Raw genomic sequence first — 26,568 nt, 5'->3', positions numbered from 1 at the left:
GTCGGATCCTCACCGTTCGTCATCGTCGGGGTTGCCGTGCGCGGTGTCCTCGAGTTCGCTCAGCACCAGCTCCTCCACCAGCTCCGCCAGGGCGGCCACGGTGCGGGAGACCAGGACGTCGCGGGGGGTGAGCGCGAGGCCGAAGGCATCGTTGGCGCGGGAGGCGATGAGCAGGGCGCGCATGGAGTCGCCGCCCAGCAGGAAGTAGTCGTCCACCACGCCCACCGCCGTCTGCAGGGCCTCCTCCCAGATGGCCGCCACCGCCTCCTCGGTCGGCGTGCGGGGCGCCACGTGGCCGGTCCGCTCCTCCTCGGCCGGTGCGGGCACGGGCAGGGCCGCCCGGTCGGTCTTGCCGTTCTCGGTGAGCGGGAAGCGGTCGAGGACCGCGAACGCCGAGGGGACCATGTGGGCCGGCAGGGAGCGGGCGACCAGCGCGCGCAGCTCGGCGCCGGCCGGCGGCTCGGCGCCGGGGGCCGCGAGCAGGTGGGCGACCAGGCGCGGCAGCCCCGGCTCGTCCTCCCGCACGCTCACCACGGCGTCCAGCACGGCCGGGTGACGCACCAGGGCCGCCTCGACCTCGCCCGCCTCGATCCGGTGGCCGCGCAGCTTGAGCTGGTGGTCGGTGCGGCCCAGGTAGTGCAGCTCACCCCGGGAGTCGCGGCGCACGAGGTCGCCGGTGCGGTACATGCGGGTACCGGGCGGCCCGAACGGGTCGGCGGTGAAGCGGGCGGCGGTCAGGCCCGGCCGGCCCAGGTAGCCGCGTGCCAGCACCGCTCCGCTCAGCCACAGCTCGCCCGGTACGCCGTCGGGGACCGGCCGCAACCGCGCGTCGAGGACGCGGGCGCCGGTGGCGGGCAGCGGGCGGCCGATGGGCGGCGCGGCGCCGTCCGGTTCCAGCGGCGCGGACCAGGTGGCGACCACGGTGGCCTCGGTGGGCCCGTAGGAGTTGACCATGCGGTGGTGCGGGGCCCAGCGGGCGACGAGTTCGGCACTGCACGCGTCGGCACCGACCACCAGCGTCTTCAGGTCGGGCATCGTGCCGGGGGCATCGGACGGCAGGGTGGCGAGGGCGGCCGGCGGCAGCAGGGTGTGGGTGATGCGCTCCCCCCGCAGCACCTCGGCCAGCCGGGCGCCGAGCAGCGGACCGGGAGCGGGCACCACCAGCCGCGCGCCGTGCGGCAGGGACATGCACAGTTCGAGCACGGAGGCGTCGAAGCTGGGGGACGCGAAGGCCAGCACCCGGTCGCCCGCGGCCACCTGGTAGTGCTCGGCCTCGGCCGCGGCGAACGCCGCGAGCCCCCGGTGGGTGACGACGACGCCCTTCGGGGTACCGGTGGACCCGGAGGTGTAGATGACGTAGGCCGGGTCGTCCAGGTCGAGCGGACGGATCCGGTCGGCGTCGGTGGGCCGGTGGTCGGCGGTGCCGTCCGACGGCGCGGCCAGCAGGTCGGCGGCCTCCTTGGCGTCGAGGGTGAGCACGGGGGCCGCGTCGCGCAGCATCAACTCGATCCGCTCGTCCGGATAGTTGGGGTCCACCGGCAGGAACGCGGCGCCCGCCTTCGTCACCGCCAGCTGGGTCAGCACCATGTCCGCCGAGCGCGGCAGGAGGAGGGCGACGACGTCGCCCGGACCCGCGCCGCGGGCGATGAGCTGGTGCGCCAGGCGGTTGGCGCGCGCCTCGGCCTCGGCGAAGGACAGCTTCAGACCCGGGGCGCTCAGTGCCGCCGCGGTCGGCCGATGATCCACGGCGGCCTCGACGAGGGCGGGCAGGGTGGCCGGGGGCACCGGACCCAGCGGCGGCCGAGCCGGTCCGCGCAGCAGCCGCGCCCGTTCCCCGGGCGGCAGCACGTCGATGTCGTCCAGGCGGACGGTGCCGTCCGAGGCGGCCAGGGCGGCCAGGGTGTGCAGCAGCTGGTCGGCGAGGGAAACGGCGGTGGACCGATCGAAGTACCGCGGGTCGTAGCCGAGTTCCACACTGAGCCGGTCGCCGGGTGAAATGACCACGGTGAGCGGGTAGTTGGTGGCCTCCCTGGCGTCCAGATCCCGGATCCGCAGGCCATAGAGGCCGGCGGTCGCGTCACCGACCGGGTAGTTCTCGAAGACCACCAGGCTGTCGAACATCGGTGTCCCGGCGGGCAGTTCACTCAGGTCGTGCATCTCGGTCAGCGGCAGGTGGTCGAAGCGGCGGTCCTCGGCCCGTTCCTCCTGCACCGCGCGCAGCCAGGCACCGCAGTGCGCGCCGCCGTCGACGGTGACGCGGGCGGGCAGGGTGGTGATGAACAGGCCGGTGATGGTGTCGGCGCCGGTCAGGTCGGCCGGCCGGCCGGAGACGGTGGTGCCGAAGCACACCCCCGGCTCACCGCTCCAGCGCGACAGCAGGAGCGCCCAGGCACCCTGTACCAGGGTGTTGAGGGTGAGGCGGTGCCGACGGGCGAACTCCTGGAGCCGGTTCGTCTCGGCCTCGCCGAGCCGCTGCGACAGCCAGACACCGGACCGGGCCGTGGAGTCCTGAGCGGGCCTGCGGTCGTAGGGCAGCGCGGTGGGCGTGGTGAGGCCCGCCAGGACGCTCCGCCAGTGTGCCGTCGCCGGACCGGTGTCCCGGGCGGCGAGCCAGGCGGCGTAGTCCGCGAAGGGCCGGCGCTCGGGCAGGCTCGGCTGCTCGCCACGGGTGAGCGCGGCGTAGGCGGCCAGGACGTCCGACAGGACGTGGAAGACGCTCCAGCCGTCCAGCAGGACGTGGTGGAAGGTCCACACCACGCGCACCGCGTCCGGTCCGAGCCGGACCAGGGCGAGCCGCAGCAGCGGGGCCCGGTCCAGGGCCAGGGAACGGGTCCGCTGCTCGGTGAGGAGCCGCTCCAGCTCCGCGTCGCGCCGTTCCGCCGTCAGGGCGCTCCAGTCGTGTTCGGTGACCGGCAGGGTCACGTTCCGGTGCACCACCTGCAGGGGCACCGGTACGTCGTGCAGGGCCACGGCGGTGCGCAGGACGGGGGTGCGGTCGACCACGTGCTGCCAGGCGGCGGCCAGCGGCCGGGAATCGCGGGCCCCGTCCAGCACGAAGGTGATCTGCTCGATGTACAGGCCGTGTTCGGCCTCGTCTAGGCCGTGCACGACCATGCCGGTCTGGGTGGGCGTGAGCGGATAGATCTCCGTCACACCCCGTCCGGTGCCGGCCAGCCGGTCGACGGCCGCCTGGTCCAGGGGGGCCAGCGGGAAGTCGGAGGGGGTGCGGCCCCCCGCGCCGGGCTCGGCGCAGTGCCGGACGATCGCCCGCAGTTCCTCCGTCATCTCGGCCGCCAGGCGGGCGACGGTCTCGCGCCGGTGCACCTCGCGGGAGTACGACCAGGTGAACTCGAGCCGCCCGTCGCCGACCTGACCGAGGACGTCGAGGAGGTGCGGCCGGTCCGCCGAGCGGTCCATGCCACCGGTGAGCGGGCCGTACGGCGCGTGCAGCAGGCCGCCCGGGGTGCCGTTCCAGTCCTGCCGGCCCAGGTAGTTGAAGCCGATCTGCGGCAGTTCCGGCAGCTCGGAGCCGGCCGCGGGCCGCAGGAACCGCAGGGCACCGTAGCCCAGCCCACCGCGTGGCACGGCCCGGAGGTTCTCCTTGACCGCCTTCAGCGCGCCACCGGGGTCCGCGTCGCGGGGCACGTCCAGGACCACGGGGTACATCGTGGTGAACCAGCCGACGGTCCGGGCGAGATCGACCCCGTCGAACAAGTCCTCGCGGCCGTGGCCCTCCAGGGCCACCGCCACCCGGTCCTTCCCGGTCCAGCGCGCCAGGACCCGGCCCAGGGCGCACAACAGGACGTCGTTGACCCGGGTGCGGTAGACCTCCGGCACGTCCTGCAACAGCCGGCGCGTCTCCTCGGCGTCCAGACCGACGGTCAGCGTCTCCTCGACGGAGGCCGTGTTGGCGCCGGTGTGGTCGGTCGGCAGGGAGGCCGGGGCGGTGCCGCCGTCGAGGCCCTGCCAGTGGGCGAGTTCGTCGTCGAAGCCGCCGGCCGCGGCGTGCTCGGCAAGGCGCTGCGCCCAGGCGCGGAACGAGGTGCTCTTGGGTCCGAGCTCGGGCCGCCCGCCCGCGCGCAGGGCGCGGTAGGCGGTGTCCAGGTCCTCCAGGAGCAGGCGCCAGGACACCGCGTCCACGACCAGGTGGTGCGCGGCCACCAGCAGGACCGGGTGCCGCCCGTCGCCGAAGCGGCACAGCGCGGCCCGCAGCAGCGGCCCGGTGGCCAGGTCGAAGCCGTCGGCCAGCTCGTCGGCCAGCTCGCGCAGCGCCGCCGCGTGCTCCTCCGGCCCGCCGCCGGGCAGGTCGTGGACGCGCAGGTCCGGCGCGCCGCCGGACGCGGTGCCGTACTGGCGCCACCGCCCGCCGCCGACCTGTTCGAACCGCAGGCGCAGTGCGTCGTGCTGTTCCAGGACCGCGGCCAGGGCGGCGTGCAGCAGCGTCTCGTCGGTGTCCGCCGCGAGCTGGAAGGAGACCGCCTGGGTGAGGCGGGCGGCGTCACCGGTGAGGGTGTCGAACAGCCAGTGCTGCACGGGGGTGAGCGGGAGGTCGCCCACCACCGCGCCCTGCTCGGCGGCGACCGCCGCGGTCGGCGGCTCCTCGGCGGCGAGGGCGAGTTCGGCCAGGGTCTGGTGCGCGAACAGGTGCCGGGGGGTCAGGGCGAGACCGGCCCGGCGGGCGGCCGAGACGATCTGGATGCCCAGGATCGAGTCGCCGCCGAGCGCGAAGTAGTTGTCGTCCGCGCTCACTTCGGGCACCCCGAGCACCTCGGACCAGATCGCGGCGAGCGTCCGCTCCGTTTCGGTGCGGGGCGGCCGGTCGCCCCCCGCTGCCGGGGCGGCCCACACGGGTTCGGGGAGCGCGCGCCGGTCGAGCTTGCCGGTGGCGCCGAGCGGCAGCCGCTCCAGCCGCACCACCAGCGCGGGCACCAGGTGGTCGGGGAGCGTGCGCGCGAGGAAGGCGCGCCACTCGGCCGGTTCCGGGAACCCTGCGTCGTGGGAGACCGCGTAGCCCACCAGGCGCCGGTGGCCGTCGTGTTCCACCACCCGGGCCGCGGCCGCCGACACCTGCGGGTGGCGGGCCAACGCGGCCTCGACCTCGCCGAGTTCGATGCGGAACCCGCGCACCTTCACCTGGTCGTCCGTGCGGCCGAGGTAGACGAGGTCGCCGTCGGCCGTCCAGCGGACCAGGTCGCCGGTGCGGTACATCCTCCCCCCGCCTCCGGCCGGGGGTGCCCCCGTGCCGGGCGGGCCGAAGGGGTCGGGCAGGAACCGGGACGCGGTCAGGCCGGGACGGCGCAGGTAGCCGCGCGCCACACCGGTGCCGGCGAGGAACAGCTCCCCCGGCGCGCCGACGGGCACCGGGCGCAGCCGGTCGTCCAGGACGTAGGCCCGGGCGCCGCCGACCGGCCGGCCGATGGGCGGGTCGAGGTCGGGGTCGGCGGGGTCACAGGTGAAGGCGGTGGCGTAGACGGTGGCCTCGGTCGGGCCGTAGATGTTCAGGACCCGGCAGCCGGGCACCGCCGCGCGCACCTGGCTCACGGTGCGGGCGGGCAGACCCTCACCTGCCAGGACCACCGTGTCCGCGGTGACGTGCACGGCGTCCTCCGCCAGCAGCCTGCCCAGGGCCGAGGGCACCGCGCTGAGCAGGCCGGCGCGCCACGGTCCGGGACGCTCCGCCAGCGCCAGGAGGTCGCGGACGACCTCCACGCAGCCACCGGAGAGCAGCGGCGAGAGGATCTCGAACACCGACACGTCGAAGTTCAGCGACGTGGAGGCCACCACGTGGGCCAGCCCACGGCCGGTGAACTCGGCCACGGCCCAGTCGGTGAGGGCCGACACCGAGGCGTGGGAGACCACGACGCCCTTCGGACGGCCCGTCGAGCCCGAGGTGTGGATGACGTAGGCGGGGTGCTCCGGCAGCAGGGCGCCGCGCCGCTCGTCGTCGCCGAGAGCGGCGGCGGGGGCGGCGGCCAGCCGTGCGGCACAGTCGGGGCCGTCCAGCACGATCCGGGCGAACGGGCCTTCCGGCAGGCGGCCGGCGGTCTCCGTGCTGGTGACCACGGCGTCGGGCCGCACGTCGGCGAAGAGGAACGCGATGCGCTCGGCCGGATACCCGGGGTCCACCGGCAGGTACGCGGCGCCGCTCTTGAGGACCGCCAGAAGCGCCACCACCAGGTCCGCCGTACGGGGCAGCGCCAGTGCGACGAAGCGCTCGGGGCCGGCACCGGCAGCGATCAGCAGCCGGGCCAAGCGGTTGGCCCGCTCGTCGAGTTCCCGGTAGGTGAGGGTCTCGGATCCGGACCGCACGGCCGGAGCGCCGGGCGTGCGCGCGGCCTGCCGCCCGAACGCCTCGGGCAGGGTGTGGTGCCGCGGCTCGGTCACCGCTCCGCCGAACCGTTCGACGAGCTCGCGTGCCCGGTCGGGGTCCAGCAGCGGCAGGTCGGCCAGCGAGCGGCCGGGGTCGGCCGCCATCGCCGCCAGCAGCGTTCTCAGGCTCGCCCCGAGCCCCTCGACGGTCGCGGCGTCGAAGGCGGCCGGATCGTAGTCGAGGTTGACCGACAGGGCCTCTCCAGGCGCCACCACCACGCTGAGCGGGTAGTTGGTGGGCTCCAGGTCGCGTTCCTGCTCGATGCCCAGACCGTGCCGGGCCACCGCCTCCTCGTCGAACGGGTAGTTCTCGAAGACCACGATGCTGTCGAACAGGCTGGTCCCACCGGGCACCTCGCTCCACGACTGCAGCTGCGCCAGCGAGACGAAGTCGTGGCGCCGGGCCTCCGACTGGGCGGCCTGCAGCTCACCCAGCCACTCCAGCAGCGGGCGCCGCCCGTCGATCCGCACCCGGGTGGGCTGCGTGTTGATGAACAGACCGACCATCGACGTCACGCCGGGCAGCTCGGCGGGCCGGCCGGACACGATCGTGCCGAACACCACGTCGTCGCCGCCGCCGTAGCGGGACAGCAGTAGCGCCCAGGCGCCCTGCAGCACGGTGTTGACGGTCAGCCCCGCGCGCTGGGCCGTCTCCCGCAACCGCGCCGACAGGTCGGTGTCGAGGGTCACCCGCACCGACTCGGACGAGGAGGTGCGGTGGGCTTCGGCGGGCCGCCGGTCCCGGGGCAGTTCGGTCGGCGCGTGGAACCCGGCAAGGGTGTCGCGCCAGTACCGCTCGGCCCCGGCGGCGTCCTGACCGGCCAACCAGCGCAGGTAGTCGCCGAAGGGGGCACGCTCGGGCAGCCGCGGCCGGCGTCCGGAGGTCAGGGCGGCGTACCGCTCACACACCTCGTCGAAGACCTGGGCCGCACTCCACCCGTCGAGCAGGACGTGGTGGAACGTCCACACCATCCGCACCCGCGCCGGCGACAGGCGGATCAGCGCCAGCCGCATCAGCGGCGCCGTGCCCAGGTCGACACCGGCCCGCCGGTCCTCGGCCAGCAGCCGGGCCGTCTCGCGCTCGATCCGGTCGACCGCGAGCCCCGTCCAGTCGTGGTGGGTCAGCGGAACGGTGGCCCGCTCCTGCACGACCTGGAGCGGCTCGGCGGTCTCCTGCCAGGTCAGCCGGGTGCGCAGCATCGGGTTGGCGCCCACGGTGCGCTGCCACGCCTCGGCCAGGGCATGCGGGTCGGTGACCCCGGACAGCACCAGCTGCACCTGGTTGACGTAGGTGCGCCCGGCCGGATCGAGCAGGCTGTGGAAGAGCATGCCCGCCTGCATCGGCGTCAGCGGGTAGACGTCGGCGACGGCGCGTCCGTCCCCGACGACCCGGTCCACGGCCTCCTGGTCCAGCCGGGCCAGCGGGAAGTCCGCGGGCGTTCGGCCGCCGGCGTCCGGGCGCGCGCAGTGGGCGACGATGCCCTCCAGCGCGCGCAGCATGCCCTCCGCGAGCCCGGTGACGGTCTGCTCGCGGTGCCGCCCGCCGCTGTAGTACCAGCTGATCTCCAGGTGGTCGTCCTCGACGCGGGCCACCACGTCCAGCAGGTGCGGACGCACCGTTCCGGGCGCCTCCGCGCCGCCGAGGCCGCCGGGGACCGCGCGGACCAGAGCGGCACCGTCGGCCGACCAGTCGAACCGGCCCAGGTAGTTGAAGCTGACGCCGGGGGCCGGCGCGCCTGCGAGCCGTTCCTCCCGGGCGAGGTGACACAGGGCGCCGAAGCCCAGGCCCCGGTCCGGCACCGCCCGGAGCTGCTCCTTCACGGACTTCAGCGCGATGCCCCAGTCCCCCTCCGGGACCTCCAGGGCGACGGGGAAGAGGGTGGTGAACCAGCCGACCGTGCGGGACAGGTCGACGTCCTCGAACAGGTGGTCCTCGCGGCCGTGCCCTTCCAGGCCGACGGCGACGGTGCGCCGTCCGGTCCACTCCGCGAGCACCCGGCCGAGGGCGGTGAGCAGGACGTCGTCGATCCGGGTGCGGTAGACGCCGGGGACCCTGCGCAGCAGGTCGTCGGTGCGCTCCCGGTCCAACCGGACCGTCACGGCGCGCACGTCGGTCGCGGTGTTGCCGCCGTCGCCGTCCACCGGCAGCGGTGCCGCGCAGTGCCGGGCGACCGCCTCCCAGTGGGCGCGTTGGGCCGCGAAGCCGGCGTTCCCGGTGTGCTCGCGCAGCCGGCGGGTCCACTCCTGGACGGAGGTGGTGCGGGCCGGCAGGCGCATCGGCCGGCCGGCCGCGGCCTGCCGGTACGCGGTCTCCAGGTCCTCCAGCAGCACGCGCCAGGAGACACCGTCGACCACCAGGTGGTGGACGGCCAGCAGCAGCCGGGCGGGCCGGGTACCGCCGGTGGTGAACAGCCGGGCCGTGAGCAGGGGCAGGGTGTCCAGCCGGAACGCGGCGTGCGCCGCCGCCGTGACCCGGGCCTCGGCCTCCCCGGCCGCCGCCGCGTCCAGGCCGCCGAGATCGCAGACCTCCAACAGCTCGGGGGCGGCGGCGTCCGCGGGGGCGCAGTGCTGGTGCCAGGTGCCGTCGTCGTCGGTGGTGAACCGGGATCGCAGGGCGTCGTGGTATGCCCACAGGGCCGTCAGGGCACGGCGCAGGACGTCCGGGTCGACCTCACCGGGCACTTCGAGGACGACGGACTGGTTGAAGAACCCGGCGTGCGGCGGGTGGGGGTCGAGGAACCAGTGCTGGATGGGCGTCAGGCCGACCTCGCCGCTCACCGGTCCGGTGCCGGCGACGGACCCGGCGGTGCCGCCGGCGGCGGCCAGCGCGGCGACCGTGGGACGCCGGAACAGGTCACGGGGGGTCAGTGCGAGCCCCGCGGCCCGGGCGCGGGAGACGACCTGGATGCTCAGGATCGAGTCGCCGCCCAGCATGAAGAAGTTGTCGTCCACGCCGACCCGGTCCACGCCCAGCAGGTCCGCCCAGATGGCGGCGAGCACGCGCTCGGTCCCGGTGCGCGGGGCCCGGTAGGCGCTGTCGCCGACCGCCGACCAGTCGGGGGCGGGCAGCCGCCGCCGGTCCACCTTGCCGTTGGCCGTCAGGGGCAGGTCCGGCACCGTGACGAACGCGGCGGGGAGCATGTAGTCGGGCAGGTCGGCCGCCAGGTGGTCGCGGAGCGCGCCGGCGGACGGCGGCGCGGCACCGTCGGCCGGTACCAGGTGGGCCGCGAGGCGCTTGCGCCCGGCGTCCTGGTACAGCGACACGACCGCCTCGGCGACGTCCGGGTGGGCGGTGAGCCGGGCCTCGATCTCGGCGGGTTCGATCCGGAAGCCCCGGATCTTGATCTGGTCGTCCGCGCGGCCCACGAAGTGCAGTTCGCCGTCCTCGCTCCACCGCGCGGTGTCGCCGGTGCGGTACATCCGGCCTCCGGGCGGCCCGAAGGGGTCGGCGACGTAGCGGGCGGCGGTCTCGCCGGGCCGTCCCGCGTAACCCCGGGCCAGCCCGGCCCCGGCGACGTACAACGCTCCCGGGATGCCCGGTGGTTGGGGCTGGAGCAGGTCGTCCAGCACGTACACGCGCGTGTTGTCCAGCGGGCGTCCGATGGGCAGCACGGCGGGCAGCGGGTCGCCGGAGCGGAAGACCCGCCGGGTGGCGAAGGTGGTGGTCTCGGTGGGACCGTAGCCGTCGACGACGGTGAGGCCGGGGCAGGCCTCCAGGACCCGGCGGACGACCGCGCCCGGCACGGCCTCGCCACCGGTCCACACCTCCCGCGCGCCACGCAGGCAGGTGGGGTCCTCCTGGGCGAGCAGGCGGAACAGGCCGACGGTCAGCCACAGGCAGCGCACACCCTGTTCGGTGATGGCGCGGCGGACCAGGGCGGCGTCCAGGTCCGCCGGCGGGGCCAGCACGGCCGTGCCGCCGCGCAGCAGCGGCACCCACACCTCGTAGGTGGCGGCGTCGAAGGCGTGCGGGGAGTGCACGAGCACCCGGTCGTGGCCGGTGAAGGCGCGGTCCAGGGCGAGCGCGGCGACGTCCCGCTGACGCACCGCGACGCCCTTGGGGGTACCGGTGGAGCCGGAGGTGAACATCAGGTACTGGAGGTTGTCGGGATGGACCGCCGGGGCCGGACGCGCGGGGGCCCGCCCCGGACCGGCCGGCTCCGGCCGGTCCGGGGCGCCCGCGTCGTCGAGTCGCAGGACGCCCTCGTCGGGGCACAGGTCGCGGGCGGTCTCCTCCCAGTCCACGTCGGTGAGCACCAGATCGGCGCCGGCCTCGGCCAGCATCCGGCGCAGCCGCTCGCGCGGCGCCCTGCCGTCCAGGGGCACGTACACCCCGCCGGTGCGGACCAGGGCCAGCTGAGCGGTGATCAGCGCGACGGAACGATTCATCAGCACGGCGACCGGGTGTTCCGCCCGGACGCCGAGCGCGGCCAGCCGGGCGGCCAGGGCCTCGGCGCGGGCGTCGAGGTCCCGGTAGGTGACGCGCTGGTGGCCGGCCTCCAGGGCGACGGCGTCGGGCGTGCGGCGCACCTGTTCGCCGAAGAGCTCCGCGACGCTGCGCTCGGGGAGTTCGGTGGCGGTGTCGTTCCACTCTCCGAGCACCCGCGCACGCGCGTCGACGGCGAGCAACGGCAGTCGCGCGGGCGGCCGCCCGCCGCCGTCGGGCATGCCCGCCAGCAGGACCGTGAGGTACCCGGCCATCCGTCGCACCGTGGCGGTGTCGAACAACTCCGGGTCGTAGCAGAGGCGCAGGGCCAGCTCCGGCCCCGGGTAGGCCACCAGGCTCAGCGGGTAGTTGGTGGTCTCGATGCCGTCCAGGTCACTCAGGCGCAGGCCGTGGGCGGCGGCGAGGTTGCCGTCGACCGGGTAGTTCTCGAAGACGACGATGCTGTCGAACAGGGCCACCCGCTCGGGCAGACCGGTGAACGTCCGCATGCGGGTGAGTGGTACGTAGTCGAAGCGCCGGTCCTCGCCCTGCTCCCGCTGCAGCCGGCGCAGCCAGTCGAGCAGGGTGCCGTCACCCGGCACCGTGGCCCGGGTGGGCAGGGTCGTGATGAACAGGCCGGTCATGGCCTCGGCCCCGGGCAGCTCGGGCGGCCGTCCCGACACCGTGGTGCCGAACACCACCTCGTCCCGGCCCGCCTGACGGGCCAGCAGCAGCGTCCACGCGCCCTGGACGAGGGTGTTCAGGGTGAGGCCGGAGGTCCTGGCGAGGTCCTCCAGTGCCCGGGTGGTGGCCTCGGGCACCGTGACCCGCACGGCCTGGGTGGACTCCGCGCGGTGGGTCTGGCGCGGCTCGCGGTCGAAGGGCAGCGGTGTGGCCTCGGCCAGGCCCGCGAGGCGGTCCCGCCAGTGCCGTTCGGCCTCCGCCCAGTCGCACCCGCGCAGCCAGGCCACGTAGTCGCGGTAGGGGCGGCGGTCCGGCACGGTGTCCCGCGGAACGTCCGTCGCGCCCGGGCCGGCCGCGGACAGTGCCGCGTGGGAGGCGAAGACGTCCGACAGCACCTGGAACAGGCTCCAGCCGTCCAGGACCAGGTGGTGGAAGGACCACACCACGCGCACGGCGGTGTCGGAGACCCGGGCGAGCACCAGGCGCTGGAGCGGGGCCCTCGCCAGGTCGACGCCGTGCGCGCGGTCGCGGTCCAGGAGGTCGCCCAACCGACCACGGCGCTCGTCCTCGGGCAGGTCGCGCCAGTCCAGCTGGGTGACCGGCACCGGTGCGTGGCGCTGCACCACCAGCAGCGGCTCGGGCACGTCCTGCCAGACCACGCGGGCTCGCAGCACCGCGGTGCGGTCGGTCACCCACTGCCAGGCCGCGGCCAGCGCGTCCGGGTCGGACACGCCCTCCAGGACCAGGGTCAGCTGCTGGAAGTAGACACCGCTGTCCTCCTGGGCGAGTCCGTGGAAGAGCATGCCGGCCTGGGTCGGCGTCAGCGGCAGGACGTCCTCCACGGCGCCCGGTTCGTCTCCCACGATCCGGTCCACGGCGGCCTGGTCGAGCCGGGCCAGCGGGAAGTCGGACGGCGTGCGCCCGCCGGCGCCGGGGCGTGCCGCGTGCCGGGCGAGACCGGCCAGCTCGTCGGCGAACCGTTCGGCCAGTGCCTCGACGGTGGCCCGCCGGTGCAGCTGGTCGGAGTAGAACCAGGTGAACTCCAGTTCCTCGCCGTCGAGCTGCCCGACGACCTCCAGGGCGTGTGGGCGTTCGGCCAGCGGGTCGGCGTCCAGTTCCAGCGGCCGGAACATGCCGCGGTACAGCCCGTCCGGCCCCTCCGGGAACGCCATCCGCCCCAGGTAGTTGAAGCTGACCTGCGCGGCCGGGAACCGGGGAGCCGTCCCGGGCCGGCCCAGGTGGCGCAGGGCGTCGAAACCCAGGCCATGCCGGGGGACGGCGCGCAGCTGCTCCTTGACCTGCTTGAGGGCCGTGTCCCAGTCCGCCCGCGCGGGCACGCCGAGGGCGACGGGGTACCGGGTGGTGAACCAGCCGACGGTGCGACTGATGTCGAGGTCGCCGAAGAGCTCCTCGCGACCGTGCCCCTCGACGTCCACCACCACCCGGTCCTGTCCGCTCGACGCGCACAGCACCCGGCCGAGGGCGCTCAGCAGCACGTCGTTGACCTGGGTGCGGTAGGTGTCGGGCAGGGTGCGCAGGAGGACGGCGGTGTCCGCGGGGCTCAGGCGCACGGTCACCGAGCGGGCCGAGGCGTAGGTGTTGGCGCCGGCCAGATCGGCCGGGAACGGGTCCACCGGATCCGGGACCGCCCGCGCCCAGTACGCCGTCTCGTCCTCGAAACCGCCGGCGGCCGCGTGCGCGCCGAGCCGCCGGGCCCAGTGCCGCAACGGCGAGGACTTCGCCGGCAGCGCCGCGGCCCCCTCGCGGCCGTCGCGGCGGGCGCGGTAGGCCGCGTCGAGGTCCTCCAGCAGCACCCGCCAGGAGACCCCGTCCACCACCAGGTGGTGCACGGCCAGGTGCAGGACCGGCGGCCGGCCGGGTCCGCGGTCGTGCAGCACGGCTCGCAGCAACGGTCCGTGGCGCAGGTCGAAGGAGCCGAAGTGGGGGGTGTCGGTGTCCGGGCCGGTGTGGCGGGCCAGGGCGACCCGGGGCGCCTGGTCGGAGATGTGCCAGCGCACGTCCGCGGCACCGGCGCGGGCACCAGAGCCGTCGTCGTCGGCCGGGAAGCCGGAGCGCAGGGCGTCGTGGTGGGCGACCACGTCGTTCAGGGCGTCTGCCAGCGCCGCCGTGTCCACCTCGTCGGGCAGGCGGACGGAGAGTGCCTGGGCGAAGTGGCCGGCCCGCTCCGCGGCCCGGTCGAACCACCAGCGCTGAATGGGCGTCAGGGGGCTCGGTCCGGTGGCGGCCACCGCCGAAGGAGCGGCCGGCTGCCGCCTTCCGGCAGCGTCCGCGCACCGGGCGAGGGCGGCGAGCGTCTGGTGCTGGTAGACGTCCCGGGAGGTCACTGACAGCCCCGCCTGCCGGGCGCGGGCCACCACCTGGATGCTGAGGATGGAGTCGCCGCCGAGCTCGAAGAAGTTGTCGTCCGCGCCGACCCGTTCCAGATGCAGGACGTCGGCCCAGATGGCGGTGAAGGCGCGCTCGGTGGGGGTTCGGGGCTCGACGTGGCGTACGGCGCGCACGGCCGGTCCCGGCTCGGGGAGCCGGGACCGGTCGAGCTTGCCGTTGGGGTTGAGCGGCAGGGCGGACAGCAGCACGACGACCGAGGGGACCATGTAGTCGGGCAGCGTGAGGCCGAGCGCCCGGCGCACGGCCTCGGGCTCCAGGCGGGCCTCCGGGACGGGGACGACGTAGCCGACCAGGCGCCGGTTGCCGTCGGTCCCGGAGATGGTGGCGGCCGCCTCCGCCACGCCCTCGCAACGGCGGAGCGCCTCCTCGACCTCCCCCAGTTCGATGCGGAAGCCCCGGACCTTGACCTGTTGGTCGACCCGGCCGACGTACTCGAGGTCGCCGTCGGCGCTCCACCGCACCAGGTCCCCGGTGCGGTACATGCGCTCCCCCGGCGCGCCGAACCGGTCGGCGACGAACCGGGCGGCGGTCAGGCCGGGGCGCCGCAGGTAGCCGCGCGCCAGCCCACCTCCCCCGAGGTACAACTCACCCACCACGCCCGGGGGTTGCGGACGCAACGCGCGGTCGAGGACGTACACCCGGGTCCGCGCCACCGGCCGGCCGATCGGCGGTGCCTGCTCCGGCAGCCCGTCACCGGCGAACCAGGCGGTGGAGTACACGGTGGCCTCGGTGGGGCCGTAGACGTTGGCGATCGCGCTGCCCGGCATGGCGTACCGGAGGTCGCGCACCACCTGGGCGGAGAGCGCCTCACCGGCCAGCACGACGGTGTCCGCGTCGACCGGGGCGGCGCCCCCGGTCACCAGGCGGGAGATCACCGAGGGCACGCCGCTGAGCAGCCCGACCCGCCGCCGGTCCGGCTCATCGGCGAGGGCCGGCAGGTCGTCGACCACCTCGACGCTTCCGCCGGCCAGCAGGGGGCACAGCAGCTCGAAGACCGACACGTCGAAGTTGAGCGAGGTGGAGGCGACCACGTGTTCCAGCCCGCCGGGGCCGAACCGCTCCCGCACCCAGGCGGCGAGCGCGACGACGCTGCGGTGGGTGACCACCACTCCCTTGGGCCGACCGGTCGACCCCGAGGTGTAGATGACGTAAGCGGGATGGTCAGGCTCCAGCGGCCGGAGCCGGTCGGCGTCGGTCAGGTCCGCCCCGGCGGCGCCCGTGACGTCGGTGTCGAGGGCGGGGTGGTCCTCCAGGAGCAGCACGGCGCAGCCCTCGGGCAGGGCGTGCGCGGTCTCGCGGGTGGCGACGACGAGAGCGGGCTCGGCGTCTTCCAGCATGAAGCGGATCCGCTCGGCCGGGTATCCCGGGTCCACCGGGACGTATCCCGCACCCGACTTCAGCACCGCCCACAGCGCCGGCGCCAGTTCGGCGGAGCGGGGCAGGCACATCGCCACCAGCGTCTCCGGGCCCGCGCCCCGGGAGACGAGCAGCCGGGCGAGGTGGTTGGCGCGCCGGTTCACCTCCGTGTAGTCCAGCCGTACCGGGCCGCAGGCGACGGCGGTCCGGTCGGGGGTGCGGGCGACCTGCGCCTGGAACAGCTCGGGCAGCGCGGTGTCCGGGAGGTCCCGACCGTCGAGCGCGGGCGGGTTCCAGGAGTCGAGCAGCGTGCGCTGCTCCTCGTCCGAGAGCATGGGCAGTTCGGCCAGCGTCCGCTGCGGGCCGTCCGCCATGCCCTCCAGCAGGCGACGGAGGTGACGGCACATCCGGGCCACGGTCCGCGCGTCGAACAGGTCCGTGTTGTATTCGACCGTCAGCGCGCAGCCGCCCGACACGTCCGGTGCGAACTCCAGGACCAGGTCGAAGCGGGCCGCCGGCCGGGGCAGCGGGTGTTCCTCGAACCGGAGGCCGCCGGCGGGTGGCGGGATGGCGGCGGCCGTCTGCTGGACGACGAGCACCTGCACCAGCGGGGTGCGGCTGGGGTCCCGGGGCGGGGCCAGGTCCTCGACCACCCGGTCGAACGGCACCCCGGCATGGACGAAGGCGTCCAGCACGGTCGTGCGCATGCTCTCGACGAACCGGTCGACGGTGGCCGCCTCGTCCACGTCACCGCGCAGCACCACGGTGTTGGCGAAGAAGCCCGTCACCTCCTCCAACTCCCGGCGGTCGCGCCCGTTGGTGACGGTGCCGAACGCCACGTCCCGCTGGCCGGAGTAGCGCGAGAAGAGCAGCGCGGACGCCCCGGCGAGCAGGGTGAACAGCGTCGTACCGCGTCCTGCGGCGAGGTGCCGCAACCGGCCCACCAGATCGGCCGGGAGGTGGTGCCGGTGCGCCGCACCGGACGTGGTGCGCGTCGCGGGCCGGGGCCGGTCCGTGGGCAGTTGCAGGGGCTGCAGCCCCGACAGGCACCGCTTCCAGTACGCCAGGTCCTCGGCCTCGCCGGCCCCGTGCTCGGCGGCCCGCCGCCGCTCCCACACCGCGAAGTCGGGGTACTGGAGGGCCGGGGCGGGCAGGCCGTCCGGCTCGCCGGAGACCTCCGCGCGGTAGAGCGCCACCAGCTCGCGGGTGAGGACGCCCACCGACCAGCCGTCGGTGATGATGTGGTGCTGCCCCAGCAGCAGCAGGTGCTCGTCGACGGCGAGGCGGACGAGCAGCGCCCGTGCGAGCGGACCGTCCGTCAGGTCGTAGGGGCGGCTCAGTTCGTCGGTCAGCAGCCGTTCGGCCTGCTCGGCACGCCGCCGCGCGGGCAGGTCACCGAGGTCGACCGACCGCAACGGCAGGGAGCCTTCCGCGGCGATCCGCTGCACGCCCTGCCCGTCGACCGTGGTGAACGTGGTGCGCAGGGAGTCGTGGCGGGCCACCAGGCGGTGCAGCGCCCGGCCCAGGGCCTCGGGATCCGTCGCGCCGCGCAGCCGCAGGGCCACGCCGGTGTTGTACTCCGTGCCGCCGGCGGTCAGGTCGTCGAGGAACCACAGCCGTCGCTGGGCCCTGGACAGCGGCAGCGGCACCTCGCGCGGGGCGGACGGGATCGGCTCCGGCGGCGCGGTGACATGCCGTTCGCCCAGCAGCGGGGCCAGGCCGGCGATGGAGCGCTCGGTGAAGACGTCCCGGAGGGTGAGGTGGACGCCCAACTCCGCCCTGACCCGGGCCAGGGTCCGGGCGGCGAGGACCGAGTCACCGCCCAGATCGAAGAAGTCGTCCGTCACTCCGACGGCGTCGGTGTCCAGGACATCCGCCCAGATGGCGGCCAGGGTGCGCTCCTGTGGGGTGCGCGGTGCCAGGTGGCCGGCCACGGACGGGCGGGCGGGCGCGGGTAGCGCCCGCCGGTCGATCTTGTGCTGCGCGGTGAGCGGGAGTGCCCCCAGGACGACGACGGCGGACGGCACCAGGTGGGCGGGCAGGGCGGCGGCCAGGGCCGTGCGCAGCGCCGCGGGGTCCGGGGCCCGCTCCGGGTCGGCGGGGGTGACGTAGCCGACCAGACGCTCCCGCCCCGGCTCGTCCTCGCGGACCACGACGACGGCTTCGCCGACCTCGGTGTGCTGTCGCAGGGCCGCCTCGATCTCCCCCGGCTCGATGCGGAAGCCACGGATCTTCACCTGCCGGTCGAGCCGGCCGAGGAACTCCAGTACGCCGTCGGGGGTCCAGCGCACCCGGTCGCCGGTGCGGTAGAGCCGGGCGCCCGGAGGTCCGAAGGGATCGGCGACGAAGCGCGCGGCGGTCAGGCCCGGGCGGCCCAGGTAGCCGCGGGCCACTCCGTCCCCGCCGATGTACAACTCGCCGTCGACGCCGGGCGGCTGGGGAGTCATCGCCGCGTCGAGCACGTACACCCGGGTGTGGGGCAGCGCGCCGCCGATCGTCGGCCTGCCGGCGCCGGCGGACAGCGGCCCGGTCCAGGTGGCGACGATGGTGGCCTCGGTGGGGCCGTAGGAGTTGATCATGCGTCGGCCCGGCGCCCAGCGGTCGACGAGAGCGGCCGGGCAGGCCTCGGCTCCGACGATCAGCGTGCGCAGGTGGCGGGCGGTGCCGGTGGCCGGGGCGGGGAGGGTGGCCAGGGCCGCCGGCGGGATGAGGGCGTGCGTGATGCGGTGTTCGTCCAGGACGGCGGCGAGGTCGTCGCCCAGCCAGGGCCCGTCCGGGGGCACCACGAGAGTGGCGCCGGACAGGACGGAGATGAAGAGCTCCAGGACGGAGGCGTCGAAGCTGGGCGAGGAGAACTGCAGCACCCGGTCACCGGGCCGCACAGCGTACCGCTCGACGGCCGCCGCGGTGAACCCGCCGATACCGCGGTGGGTGACCACCACGCCCTTCGGCGTCCCGGTGGAGCCCGACGTGTAGATCACATACGCCGTGTGGTCGGTGCCGACCGCCGCGACCGGGGCGTCGGCCTCGTCCGCGGTGTCGACCGTGACCGCGTCCAGCACATCGCTGACGTGCGTCGGGTCGTCGAGGGTCACGGCGGGTGCCGCGTCGGCGAGCATCAGCGCCCGCCGCTCGGCGGGATAGGCGGGGTCCACCGGCAGGAAGGCGGCGCCCGCCCTCGTGACGGCCAGCTCCGCCGCGATCAGTTCCATCGAGCGCGGCAGGACCAGGGCCACCGTCCGGTCCGGCCCGGCACCGCGTCGTACCAGGTGGCCGGCCAGGCGGTCGGCCCGAGCCGCCAGTTCCCGGTAGGTCCAGGTGCGCCGACCGTCGGTCACCGCGGGCGCGTGCGGCGTGCGGGTCACCCAGGCGGCGAACAGCTCACCGAGCGTGGGGTACGCCGGCCTCGGGGCCGCACCGCTCTCCGGCGTCCCGGCGGTGCCACCGGCCTGCGGCGAGGTGGGCACGGGTACGGGCTGGTCGGGCAAGTCGGCCATGGAGTGAGAAGTCCTTCCGGATGGGGAGGATGCGGCGCGAGCGTCGGGGAGGGCGGGCGAGCGGGCAGCCCTCGGACCCACGGGAGTGGTGCGGTGGGGTCGGCTACGGGCACGCCGGCGCCCGGGGGCTGACGGGCTGCTACCGGCTCAGGCGAGGCCGGTGCGGCGTGCCGTGCGACCGGATATCTGCACGCGGTCGATCGCGCCGGTGGCGGGGTCGCGGTGGAAGCGTCCGCCGGGCTCGGGGCGCCCGGTGCCCGGGTCGACCAGATCGCACGAGAGATCGGGGTAACAGCGCAGGGGTATCGGCAGGTCACCGTCGACGGACAGGGTCGGCGAGCCGTCGGGCTCGAGCGCGACGCGGTACCGGGTGCCGCCGTTGACGTAAGTGCCCGCACACTCGGGCAGGCCGACGGCGTCGGCCGGATCCGCGGGCGCGATCGCGGCCGGCACCCGAACACCGGCGATCTGGGCCAGGTCGTCGGCGAGGTCACGCCAGAGCGCGGTGGCGGCGCCGGCGTTGCCCGTGAAGGCGACCACCACGCCGCTGTCCGGTTCGGCCCGCAGGTGGCAGGAGGTCCCCTGGGCGTTGCCGTCGTGGCCGTACCAGAGCCGGTCGTCCTGCCGGTAGAGGGCCAGGCCCAGCCCCCAACCGTCCGCGAGCGCACCCGGACGGGCGGCGGACTGCGGGCGGCGCATCTCGACGGCGACGGCGGAGGGCAGGACCGCGGTCCGGCCGGCCAGGGCGCTGCCGAGCGCGCCGAGGTCCGCCGCGCTGGCCAGCAGGGCTCCGGCCGGTGCCTCCAGCGGGGCCAGGTTCTGCTGGACCGGGCGCACCCGGCCCGTCGCGGTGTTGAGCGCGTGACCGGCGGCGACCGGACGGCCGGAGGCCTTCGTGCCGACGAAGGCGGGTGCGGTGCCCAGGGGTTCGAGGAGCAGGGCGCGCACGGCTTCGTGCCACGGCATGCCGGTCACCGTCTCCACCAGGCGCCCGGCGGCGACGTAGCCGGCATTGGAGTAGGAGAAATCGCTTCCGGGCGGGAACAGCGCGTCCCGGGCGGTGCACACGGACGACAGGTAGCGGGTCACGGTGGACCGGGCGGCGGTGTCGGAGTCGGGGCCGGTGGGCAGGCCGCTGGTGTGGCTCAGGAGCTGGCGAATCGTTACGTCCGGCACCTGCCGCAGCTCGGGGAGGTAGTCGGCGGCGGGGTCGTCCGGGTCGAGGTCACCGTCGTCGGCGAGGAGCATCACGAGGGCGGCGGTGTAGGGCTTGGTGAGCGACCCCAGGGGAACGGCGGTTTCCGGGGTGCAGGGGACACCGGTGGCGGCGTCGGCCACACCGGCGTGCAGGGCGATCACCTCCGCACCGGTGTCCACGACCAGTTGGGCGCCTGGCACCCGATGGCTGCGTGCGAGGGTGTCGAGCCGGTGCTGCAGCTCTCTCCGTAAGAGGAACGGCGCGCGCTCGCGGACCGGGGTGATGGTGTACGGCATGAGAAGGGGACTCCCGTTGACTGGTTCTCATGTGCGGGTGTGGCCGGCGGCCGCGGGTGAGCGCGGGGCCGACCGGGCGCGTGCACGCCCGTCCTACGTTCTGACGACCTCGACCGGCAGCCGGCGCACGCCGATGATGACGGCCGGGTTCTGGTACGTGACGTCCTCGTAGGAGGGGATCGCGAGAGCGCGGAATCGTTCCTGCAGCATGTGCAGAGCGATCCGCGCCTCCAAGCGGGCCAGCGGCGCGCCGAAGCAGAAGTGGATGCCGTGGCCGAAGGACAGATGGGGATTGGGGTGGCGTGTCACGTCGAAGACGTCGGGCGCGTCGAAGCGGGCCGGGTCGCGGTTGGCGGCGCCGAGATGGGCCACCAGCATGGTGTCGGCCGGCAGTTCGTGACCGCCGAGCACCACGGGCCGGGTGACGCGGCGTCCCAACTCGGGGAAGGGGGGCAGCCAGCGCAGCACCTCCTCGATGGCCTGCGGAAGCCGGCCGGGGTCGGCGCGCAGCGCGGCGTCCGTGCCGGGATGCCGGTCGAAGGTCACGACGGCGTTGCCCAGCAGCGCGGTCGTGGTGACGTGTCCGGCGACCAGCAACAGGGCGACGAATCCGACGATCTGCTGGTCCTCCAGGCGGACGCCGTCCACCTCCGCGGTGATCAGCCTGCTGGTGAGGTCGTCCCCCGGCCGGGCGCGGCGGTTGCGGATGTGTTGCAGCACGTACCCGTTCATCTCGCGGACGGTGGGGGCGATGGCTTCCAACGCCCGTTCCAGGTCGGCCAGGTCGGCCGCCTCGCCGAGCTGGTCACCGCCGAACAGGATGTTCGCCCACTCCTGGAAGAGCCGGTGCTCGTCGGCCGGGATGCCGAGCAGGTCGGCGATGACGATGATGGGGAGCGGATAGGCGAGAGCGTCGACCAGGTCGAACCGGTCGTGGTCCGCTACGGCGTCCAGCAGTCGCGCGCACACGGCCTCGATGCGCGGTGCCAGCTCCTGCACGACCCTCGGGGTGAACGCCTGGCTCACCAGCGTGCGGAGTCTGCGGTGTTCCGGTGGGTCCATCCCGACGAAGTTGCCCCGCCGGAAGGTCTCGAAGTCCTCCTGGGTCGGAGTGAGGGAGGAGAGGTCCGAGGAGTAGGTGGCCGGATCGGCGAGCACGGTGGCGACGGTCTCGTGGTCGAGGACCTGCCACAGGCCCTGGTTGTCACACCGCACTGGTCCGGCCTCGCGCAAGTCCCGCCAGCGCCCAGTCATTTCCTCCAAAAGAACTGAGGAGTAACCTAATTGATGGTCAGGCACCTGTCCTCCTTAGGTCACGGCTCGCGGGCATGGCTGGATCAGGCAGGGGGTTCCCGCCGGATGACACTCCGGCAGGACGTGACGAATCGGGGCCACGACGGCTCCGGACGCGACGCCAGCGCTCTCCGGCGGACGGAGCCGGGCCGCACTCGGGACTCACCGTCCGGACGAGACGGGATTGTTCCGCGCGACGCCGCCCTGCGAGGGGCCAACGGACACATGACGTCAGCCGGTTACCGCAGCCAGGTGGAGCACCTCAACAGGCCCGCTGGCGCTCCCCCGTCCCAGCCTCCACGGTGGACCGGACTGGCATAGCATCCCCCTCACGATCCCTCCAACGCAACCGCTGCGCGAACCCTGCACAGCAGCCGCCACGGCCAGTGCGGACCTTGACGGCCCAATACTCACAACGACGAACCCGCCACAGTCTTCACGGTGGGTCACTCTCTCGCAACCCCTCGAGGTTGAACGGGAAGCAACTCTCATGAGAAACCGTCGTCTTGTCGGAGGTGTGGCGATGGGGCGATGGATCAACCTCTTCGTCGACTTCCTGGTCACCAAGCACGGACTCGCCGCCGTGCTGCAGTCCGACAACGCCGACTTCGAGACGCTGCACACCTACTTCCTCGACCGGCTCGTGCCCGTGTGCGCCCAACTGCTCGACGCCGCGGCCGATTCCGGCGAGACTCGATCCGGCCTGGACGCCTACGGGCTCATGCGCGGCGTCGGCAACCTCTGCATCGGCGCGGGCAGCGATCCCCGCTACGACGCACGTCGACTGGTCGAACTCCTCATCGCGGGACTACGCCTACCGCGCCGAGCCGCAGCCCGCCCCGCGCGACCGACTCGATCGACTCCACCGCAACCGAACACCCGCGACCGGATCCCGACATCCTCCGGAGGGCAGGGGAACCGACGACGCGCGCCCCCGGACCGACCGGCGGGTCGACGAACCGGCGGCCTGCGCCACGCGTCCGCCGGTGAGCACGGCGCGCTCGGGCGTACTCGGGCGCACGCGGCCCGGCCACCTCCAGCGGTTATTACCAGCCAGTAAGTTGACTGATCATCATCTCGCACGTGGCGGTGGTGCGCCCCTACGCTCCCAGTCACCACATCGCACGACCAGCCGCCCCCGGCACCGCGATCCGACCCGCTGGAGCTGCCGTGAAGCCTCCCCACCGCCGCCGAGGATGGCGGACAACCACACTGATCCTTTTGGGAGTTGTGCTGGCCGTCGGCGGCGGCGCGACCCCGGCCGTGGCCGTCCCCGCGACCGCGACCGCCGTGGCTTTCCGGACCGTCGACGTCCCGATGTCGGACGGCGTGGTACTGAAGGCCGATGTCTTCACCCCGGCCCCCGGCACCCCCGGGGCCGACGCCCAGGGCCGCTTCCCCACCGTCGTACAGCCGGCCAGTTGGGGGCAGAACGACCTGGAGTACGTGGCCCAGGGCCGGCAACTCGCCGCCGCGGGCTACGTGGCGGTCACGTACACCGTGCGCGGGTTCTGGGGCTCCGGCGGCGAGATCGACGTGGCGGGACCGCGGGACGTCGCCGACCTCTCCTCGGTGATCGACTGGACCCTCACGCACACCCCGGCCGACCCGCGGCGGGTGGGCCTGACCGGGCTCTCCCTGGGTGGCGGCCTGGCCCTGCTGGGGGCCGCGTTCGACCCGCGGGTCAAGGCGGTGGCCGCGATGAGCGGGTGGGGGGACCTGGCCGACTCGCTCGACAGCGGGCAGACCCGGCACCTGCAGGCCGCCGCCCTGCTGACCGGCATCGCCCTGCCCACCGGCCGGCAGAGCCCCCAGATGCGCCAGAACCTGGGTGACCTGTTCACCGGACAGGACATGCCCGACGTCATCCGGTGGGCGCAGACCCGCTCCCCCGCGAGCTACGTGGACCGGATCAACGCCAACGGCACCGCGGTCCTGCTGGCCAACGCCTGGGGCGACAGTATCTTCAACCCCAGCCAGATCACCGCCTTCTACCAGCGCCTGATCGGGCCCAAGCGGCTCGAACTGCGACCCGGCGACCACGCCACCCAGGAGCTGCCCAGCCTGCTGGGTCTGCCGGACGCGACCTGGTCGAGCGCACTGGCCTGGTTCGACCAGTACCTCAAGGGCGGCGCGGACACGGGCGGACGGCCGCAGCGGTCGGTGGAGCTGACGGTCCGTCCCGACGACATCCGGGAGAGCTACCCGGACTGGTCCGCCGTCAGCACCCGCACCGAGCAACTGCGGCTGGGCGCCGCCAACCCGTTGGGCACCGGCGCCCTCGGCGGCCCGGCCGGCACGGGCTGGCACACCTCCCTCGTCGGCGGCACCGACTCGGGCGCCGACGGCGGCGTCGTCGAGCTCTCCGGGTTGCTCGACCAGGTCGCCGCGCTGCCGCCGACCGTCGTGGTCCCGCTGCTGTCCCGGTCGGCCGGGGCCGTCTGGGAGTCGGCGCCGTACCCGGCCGGAGCGCGGATCCGCGGCGCCGCGGCCGTGCACACCACGGTCACCGCCAGCGCCCCGGCGGGCACCGTCTTCGGCTACCTCTACGACGTCGACGCCGCCGGCGTGGGCAAGCTGATCTCGCACGCCCCGCAGAGCTGGTCGGACCAACCACCCGGCCGGGCCTTCCCGTTGGACATCCAGCTCTTCGCCACCGGCTACGACCTGCCTGCCGGGCACCGCCTGGCACTGGTCCTGGACACCCGCGACCCGCTGTACGCCGGCAACACCCCGCTCGGCAGTCGGGTGACCTTCAACTCCCCGGCCGACGACCCCTCCCGGCTCACCCTCCCGGTGCGCTGACCACGGGCCCCCTTCGCCGGACGCCATCGACACCGCACAGCCGTCGGTCACCGCCGACGGTCCGCCCTGGGTCGACCGGCCGCCCACCGCCTGCGGACGGCCGGCCACCACACCTTCGGGTGATGCTCGCCGCGGCGAGCGAGCCCGGCACGGTGGCCGCGGTGGTACTCGCTACGGTTGCGGGGACCTTCCGCCCAGGGGTCATCCCCGCTTCACCCAACGGAGGACCATCGATGCGTAGCAGGATCCTGTCCGTCGCGGCCGTGGCGCTCGCCCTCGCCGATACCGTCCTGGCGGCACCGGCCCAGGCCACCGCGGTTCCCGACCGCACCCGCGACAACAGCGGCTGCAACCACGACGTCTGCATGGCCATCGACGGAACGACCGGCCAGGTGACCGTCAAGGCGTGGGCCTACGACCGGACCTTCACCGGCCACTTCCAGCTGCTGCAGCCCAATGGGCACGAACTCAACGGCCGCGACGGGACGTTCGGCGCCGGCGACGTGGCCGGCGGTTCCTCGTGGCGGGTGCACGCCGACGCCGGAAAGTACTGCGTCATCGGCTGGGACGGCGTCAACGGCCACTTCGACGACATCGGAGAGCCCTGCCTCAGCCTCTGACCGGCGGTCCCGGCCCCTGCCACGCCCCCACCGCGGCCTGCGCGGCGGGGGCGGCCGCATGTCGTCCCACCGTTCACGAGCAGCCTGCCGGCGGATACCGACACCTGGCCGAGCCGGCCGACGGGCGCCGTGGAAGGCTGGCGGCTCATGAGCAGTCGTCACAGCACCAGTAGCAGTAGCCACACTGTCCACACCAGTCACACCACCACGCATCATGTGACGGTGGTGCACCACGTCACCGTGGTGCACCACCGCGGCGTCTACTACTCCAGCACGCACGGCGCCGGCCTGGGCGGACTGATCGTGGTCCTCATCCTGCTGATCGCCCTGGTGGCCTGGCTGGCGGTGCGCAGGTCGCGCGCCTGAGGTCCGGTGCTCCGGGAGGAGCGCCGGATCGATCGCGCGCGGACCACCGGCCCGAGGCCGGGCGCCCGACGGTGCGGGCGGTGCGGGCCGGTCGGCCCGGGGCCCGCCGGTCGTGTCCTCCCCGACCGCTGCTCGTAGGCTTGGGGCGCCGTCCGCCGGGGGTGGTAGCGCGAGGGGGCGTCCATGCTCTTCAAACACAAGCACCTCCTGAACGAGTTGCGTCGGAACGGCCGCCGAGCGACGGCCGAGATCCTCTCCGTCAAGACCGTCGGCGGCGGCAGCAGCCTCCGCTCGATGTGGGCACCCGACCAGGACCTGACCGCCGGGTGGACCGACTGCTGGATGAAGCTGCGCGTGGCCCCGCAGAACCGGGGCGAGCTGCCGTTCGAGGACACCGTCCTCACCCGCGTCCACCCGCTCAAGTACCAGGGCGGCACCGTCCCGGTCTGGTACGACCCCGACAAGGTGGTCGTCGGCTACGAGGCCGACGTCCAGGCGGCGATCCACTACGGGGCCGAGGCCGACCGGCTGGCTCACCGGTACGACCAGCGACTCGGCATGGCGTGGACGCCCGTCGCCGGCACCCTGCTGCCCGTCGAGGTGGCGTTCACGTCCGGCAAGGGCCGCCTGAAGCCCACCGGACGGCTGGGCGGCCTGCTGCGGGAGCAGGCCGAGGCGTCCGCCGCCTGCGTACGCGCCGACGCCGCACGGCTCCTTCCGCGGCTCGGGAGTGACTGGTTCGCCCGGCACGACCTGCGCGTCGACGAGCCGTACGGCGACGTACCGCCCGGTGCGGGCGCCGAGGACGTGGCGGGCGCCGGGGTCGCGATCGCCGTCGCGATGGTCTCGCTGCTCAGCCGTCGGATCGTCCGCCCGAGGTGGCGGTGACGGGACGGCTGACCCCGGCGGGTGAACTGCTGGCCGTCAGCGGTCTCAAGGACCGCGCGGTCGCGGCCAAGCGCGGCTACGCCACGCGCCTGGTCGTCCCGGCGGGCAACGAGCACGACGCCCGGCAGATCTCCGAGCGCCACCGTCAGGACCTGGAGTTCGTGTTCGCGTCGACGCTCGATCAGGTGCTGCGTGGCGCGCTGGCGAAGCACCCCCTGAAGGGGTGTCTGCCCCCGGTCTGAGCCGGGCAGGACGCGCGGCCGGGCGGCGGAACGGCCCGGCCGCCGCGTCGCCTCGGCGGGTCGGCGGGTCGGCGGGTCGGCGGGAGGTCACGCCGCGAGCAGGTCCGGCTCGCGGACCT

At 74.6% G+C, this 26,568-nt stretch carries 8 protein-coding genes and 1 pseudogene; 6 read left to right on the top strand and 3 right to left on the bottom strand.

Annotated features, from left to right (window positions below; genetic code table 11):
* Positions 1-9: 9 nt before the first annotated feature.
* From ACZ38L_RS09670 to ACZ38L_RS09660, 3 genes are all read right to left on the bottom strand, one after another.
* Positions 10-18,741 carry a non-ribosomal peptide synthetase gene (locus tag ACZ38L_RS09670; RefSeq protein WP_465690990.1) on the bottom strand — a complete coding sequence of 6,244 codons (18,732 nt, stop codon included), beginning with the start codon at positions 18,739-18,741 and terminating at the stop codon, positions 10-12.
* 147 nt (positions 18,742-18,888) lie between these two features.
* Entirely contained in the window at positions 18,889-20,235 is a 1,347-nt protein-coding gene (locus ACZ38L_RS09665; protein ID WP_465690988.1) for a serine hydrolase domain-containing protein, read from the bottom strand.
* 93 nt (positions 20,236-20,328) lie between these two features.
* Positions 20,329-21,450, bottom strand: a complete 1,122-nt coding sequence (locus ACZ38L_RS09660) for a cytochrome P450 (RefSeq protein WP_465690986.1) — start codon at positions 21,448-21,450, stop codon at positions 20,329-20,331.
* Between the two features lie 598 nt (positions 21,451-22,048).
* On the opposite strand from ACZ38L_RS09660, the pseudogene ACZ38L_RS09655 reads away from it, so the two are divergent.
* The 6 genes and pseudogenes from ACZ38L_RS09655 to ACZ38L_RS09630 all read left to right on the top strand — a co-directional run.
* Positions 22,049-22,348: pseudogene (locus tag ACZ38L_RS09655) on the top strand (SbtR family transcriptional regulator); the annotation flags it as partial.
* A 392-nt stretch (positions 22,349-22,740) separates the two neighbouring features.
* Entirely contained in the window at positions 22,741-24,333 is a 1,593-nt protein-coding gene (locus tag ACZ38L_RS09650; RefSeq protein WP_465691061.1) for a CocE/NonD family hydrolase, read from the top strand.
* A gap of 233 nt (positions 24,334-24,566) precedes the next feature.
* Positions 24,567-24,953, top strand: a complete 387-nt coding sequence (locus ACZ38L_RS09645; RefSeq protein ID WP_465690984.1) for a hypothetical protein — start codon at positions 24,567-24,569, stop codon at positions 24,951-24,953.
* A 147-nt stretch (positions 24,954-25,100) separates the two neighbouring features.
* Complete coding sequence (locus ACZ38L_RS09640) at positions 25,101-25,319, top strand: hypothetical protein (protein ID WP_465690982.1); 219 nt, start codon at positions 25,101-25,103, stop codon at positions 25,317-25,319.
* 183 nt (positions 25,320-25,502) lie between these two features.
* A complete protein-coding gene (locus ACZ38L_RS09635; RefSeq protein ID WP_465690980.1) occupies positions 25,503-26,207 on the top strand; it encodes a S16 family serine protease in 705 nt (234 codons plus the stop codon).
* Positions 26,204-26,449 (top strand): S16 family serine protease, encoded by a 246-nt coding sequence (locus ACZ38L_RS09630; protein WP_465690978.1) that lies wholly within the window; start codon positions 26,204-26,206, stop codon positions 26,447-26,449. The genes ACZ38L_RS09635 and ACZ38L_RS09630 overlap by 4 nt, the downstream gene beginning before the upstream one ends.
* The last annotated feature ends 119 nt before the right edge of the window (positions 26,450-26,568 follow it).

The organism is Kitasatospora sp. NPDC024654, assembly GCF_055559155.1.
The sequence above is the reverse complement of the archived record's forward strand: the minus strand, read 5'-3'. Positions and strand labels throughout refer to the sequence as shown.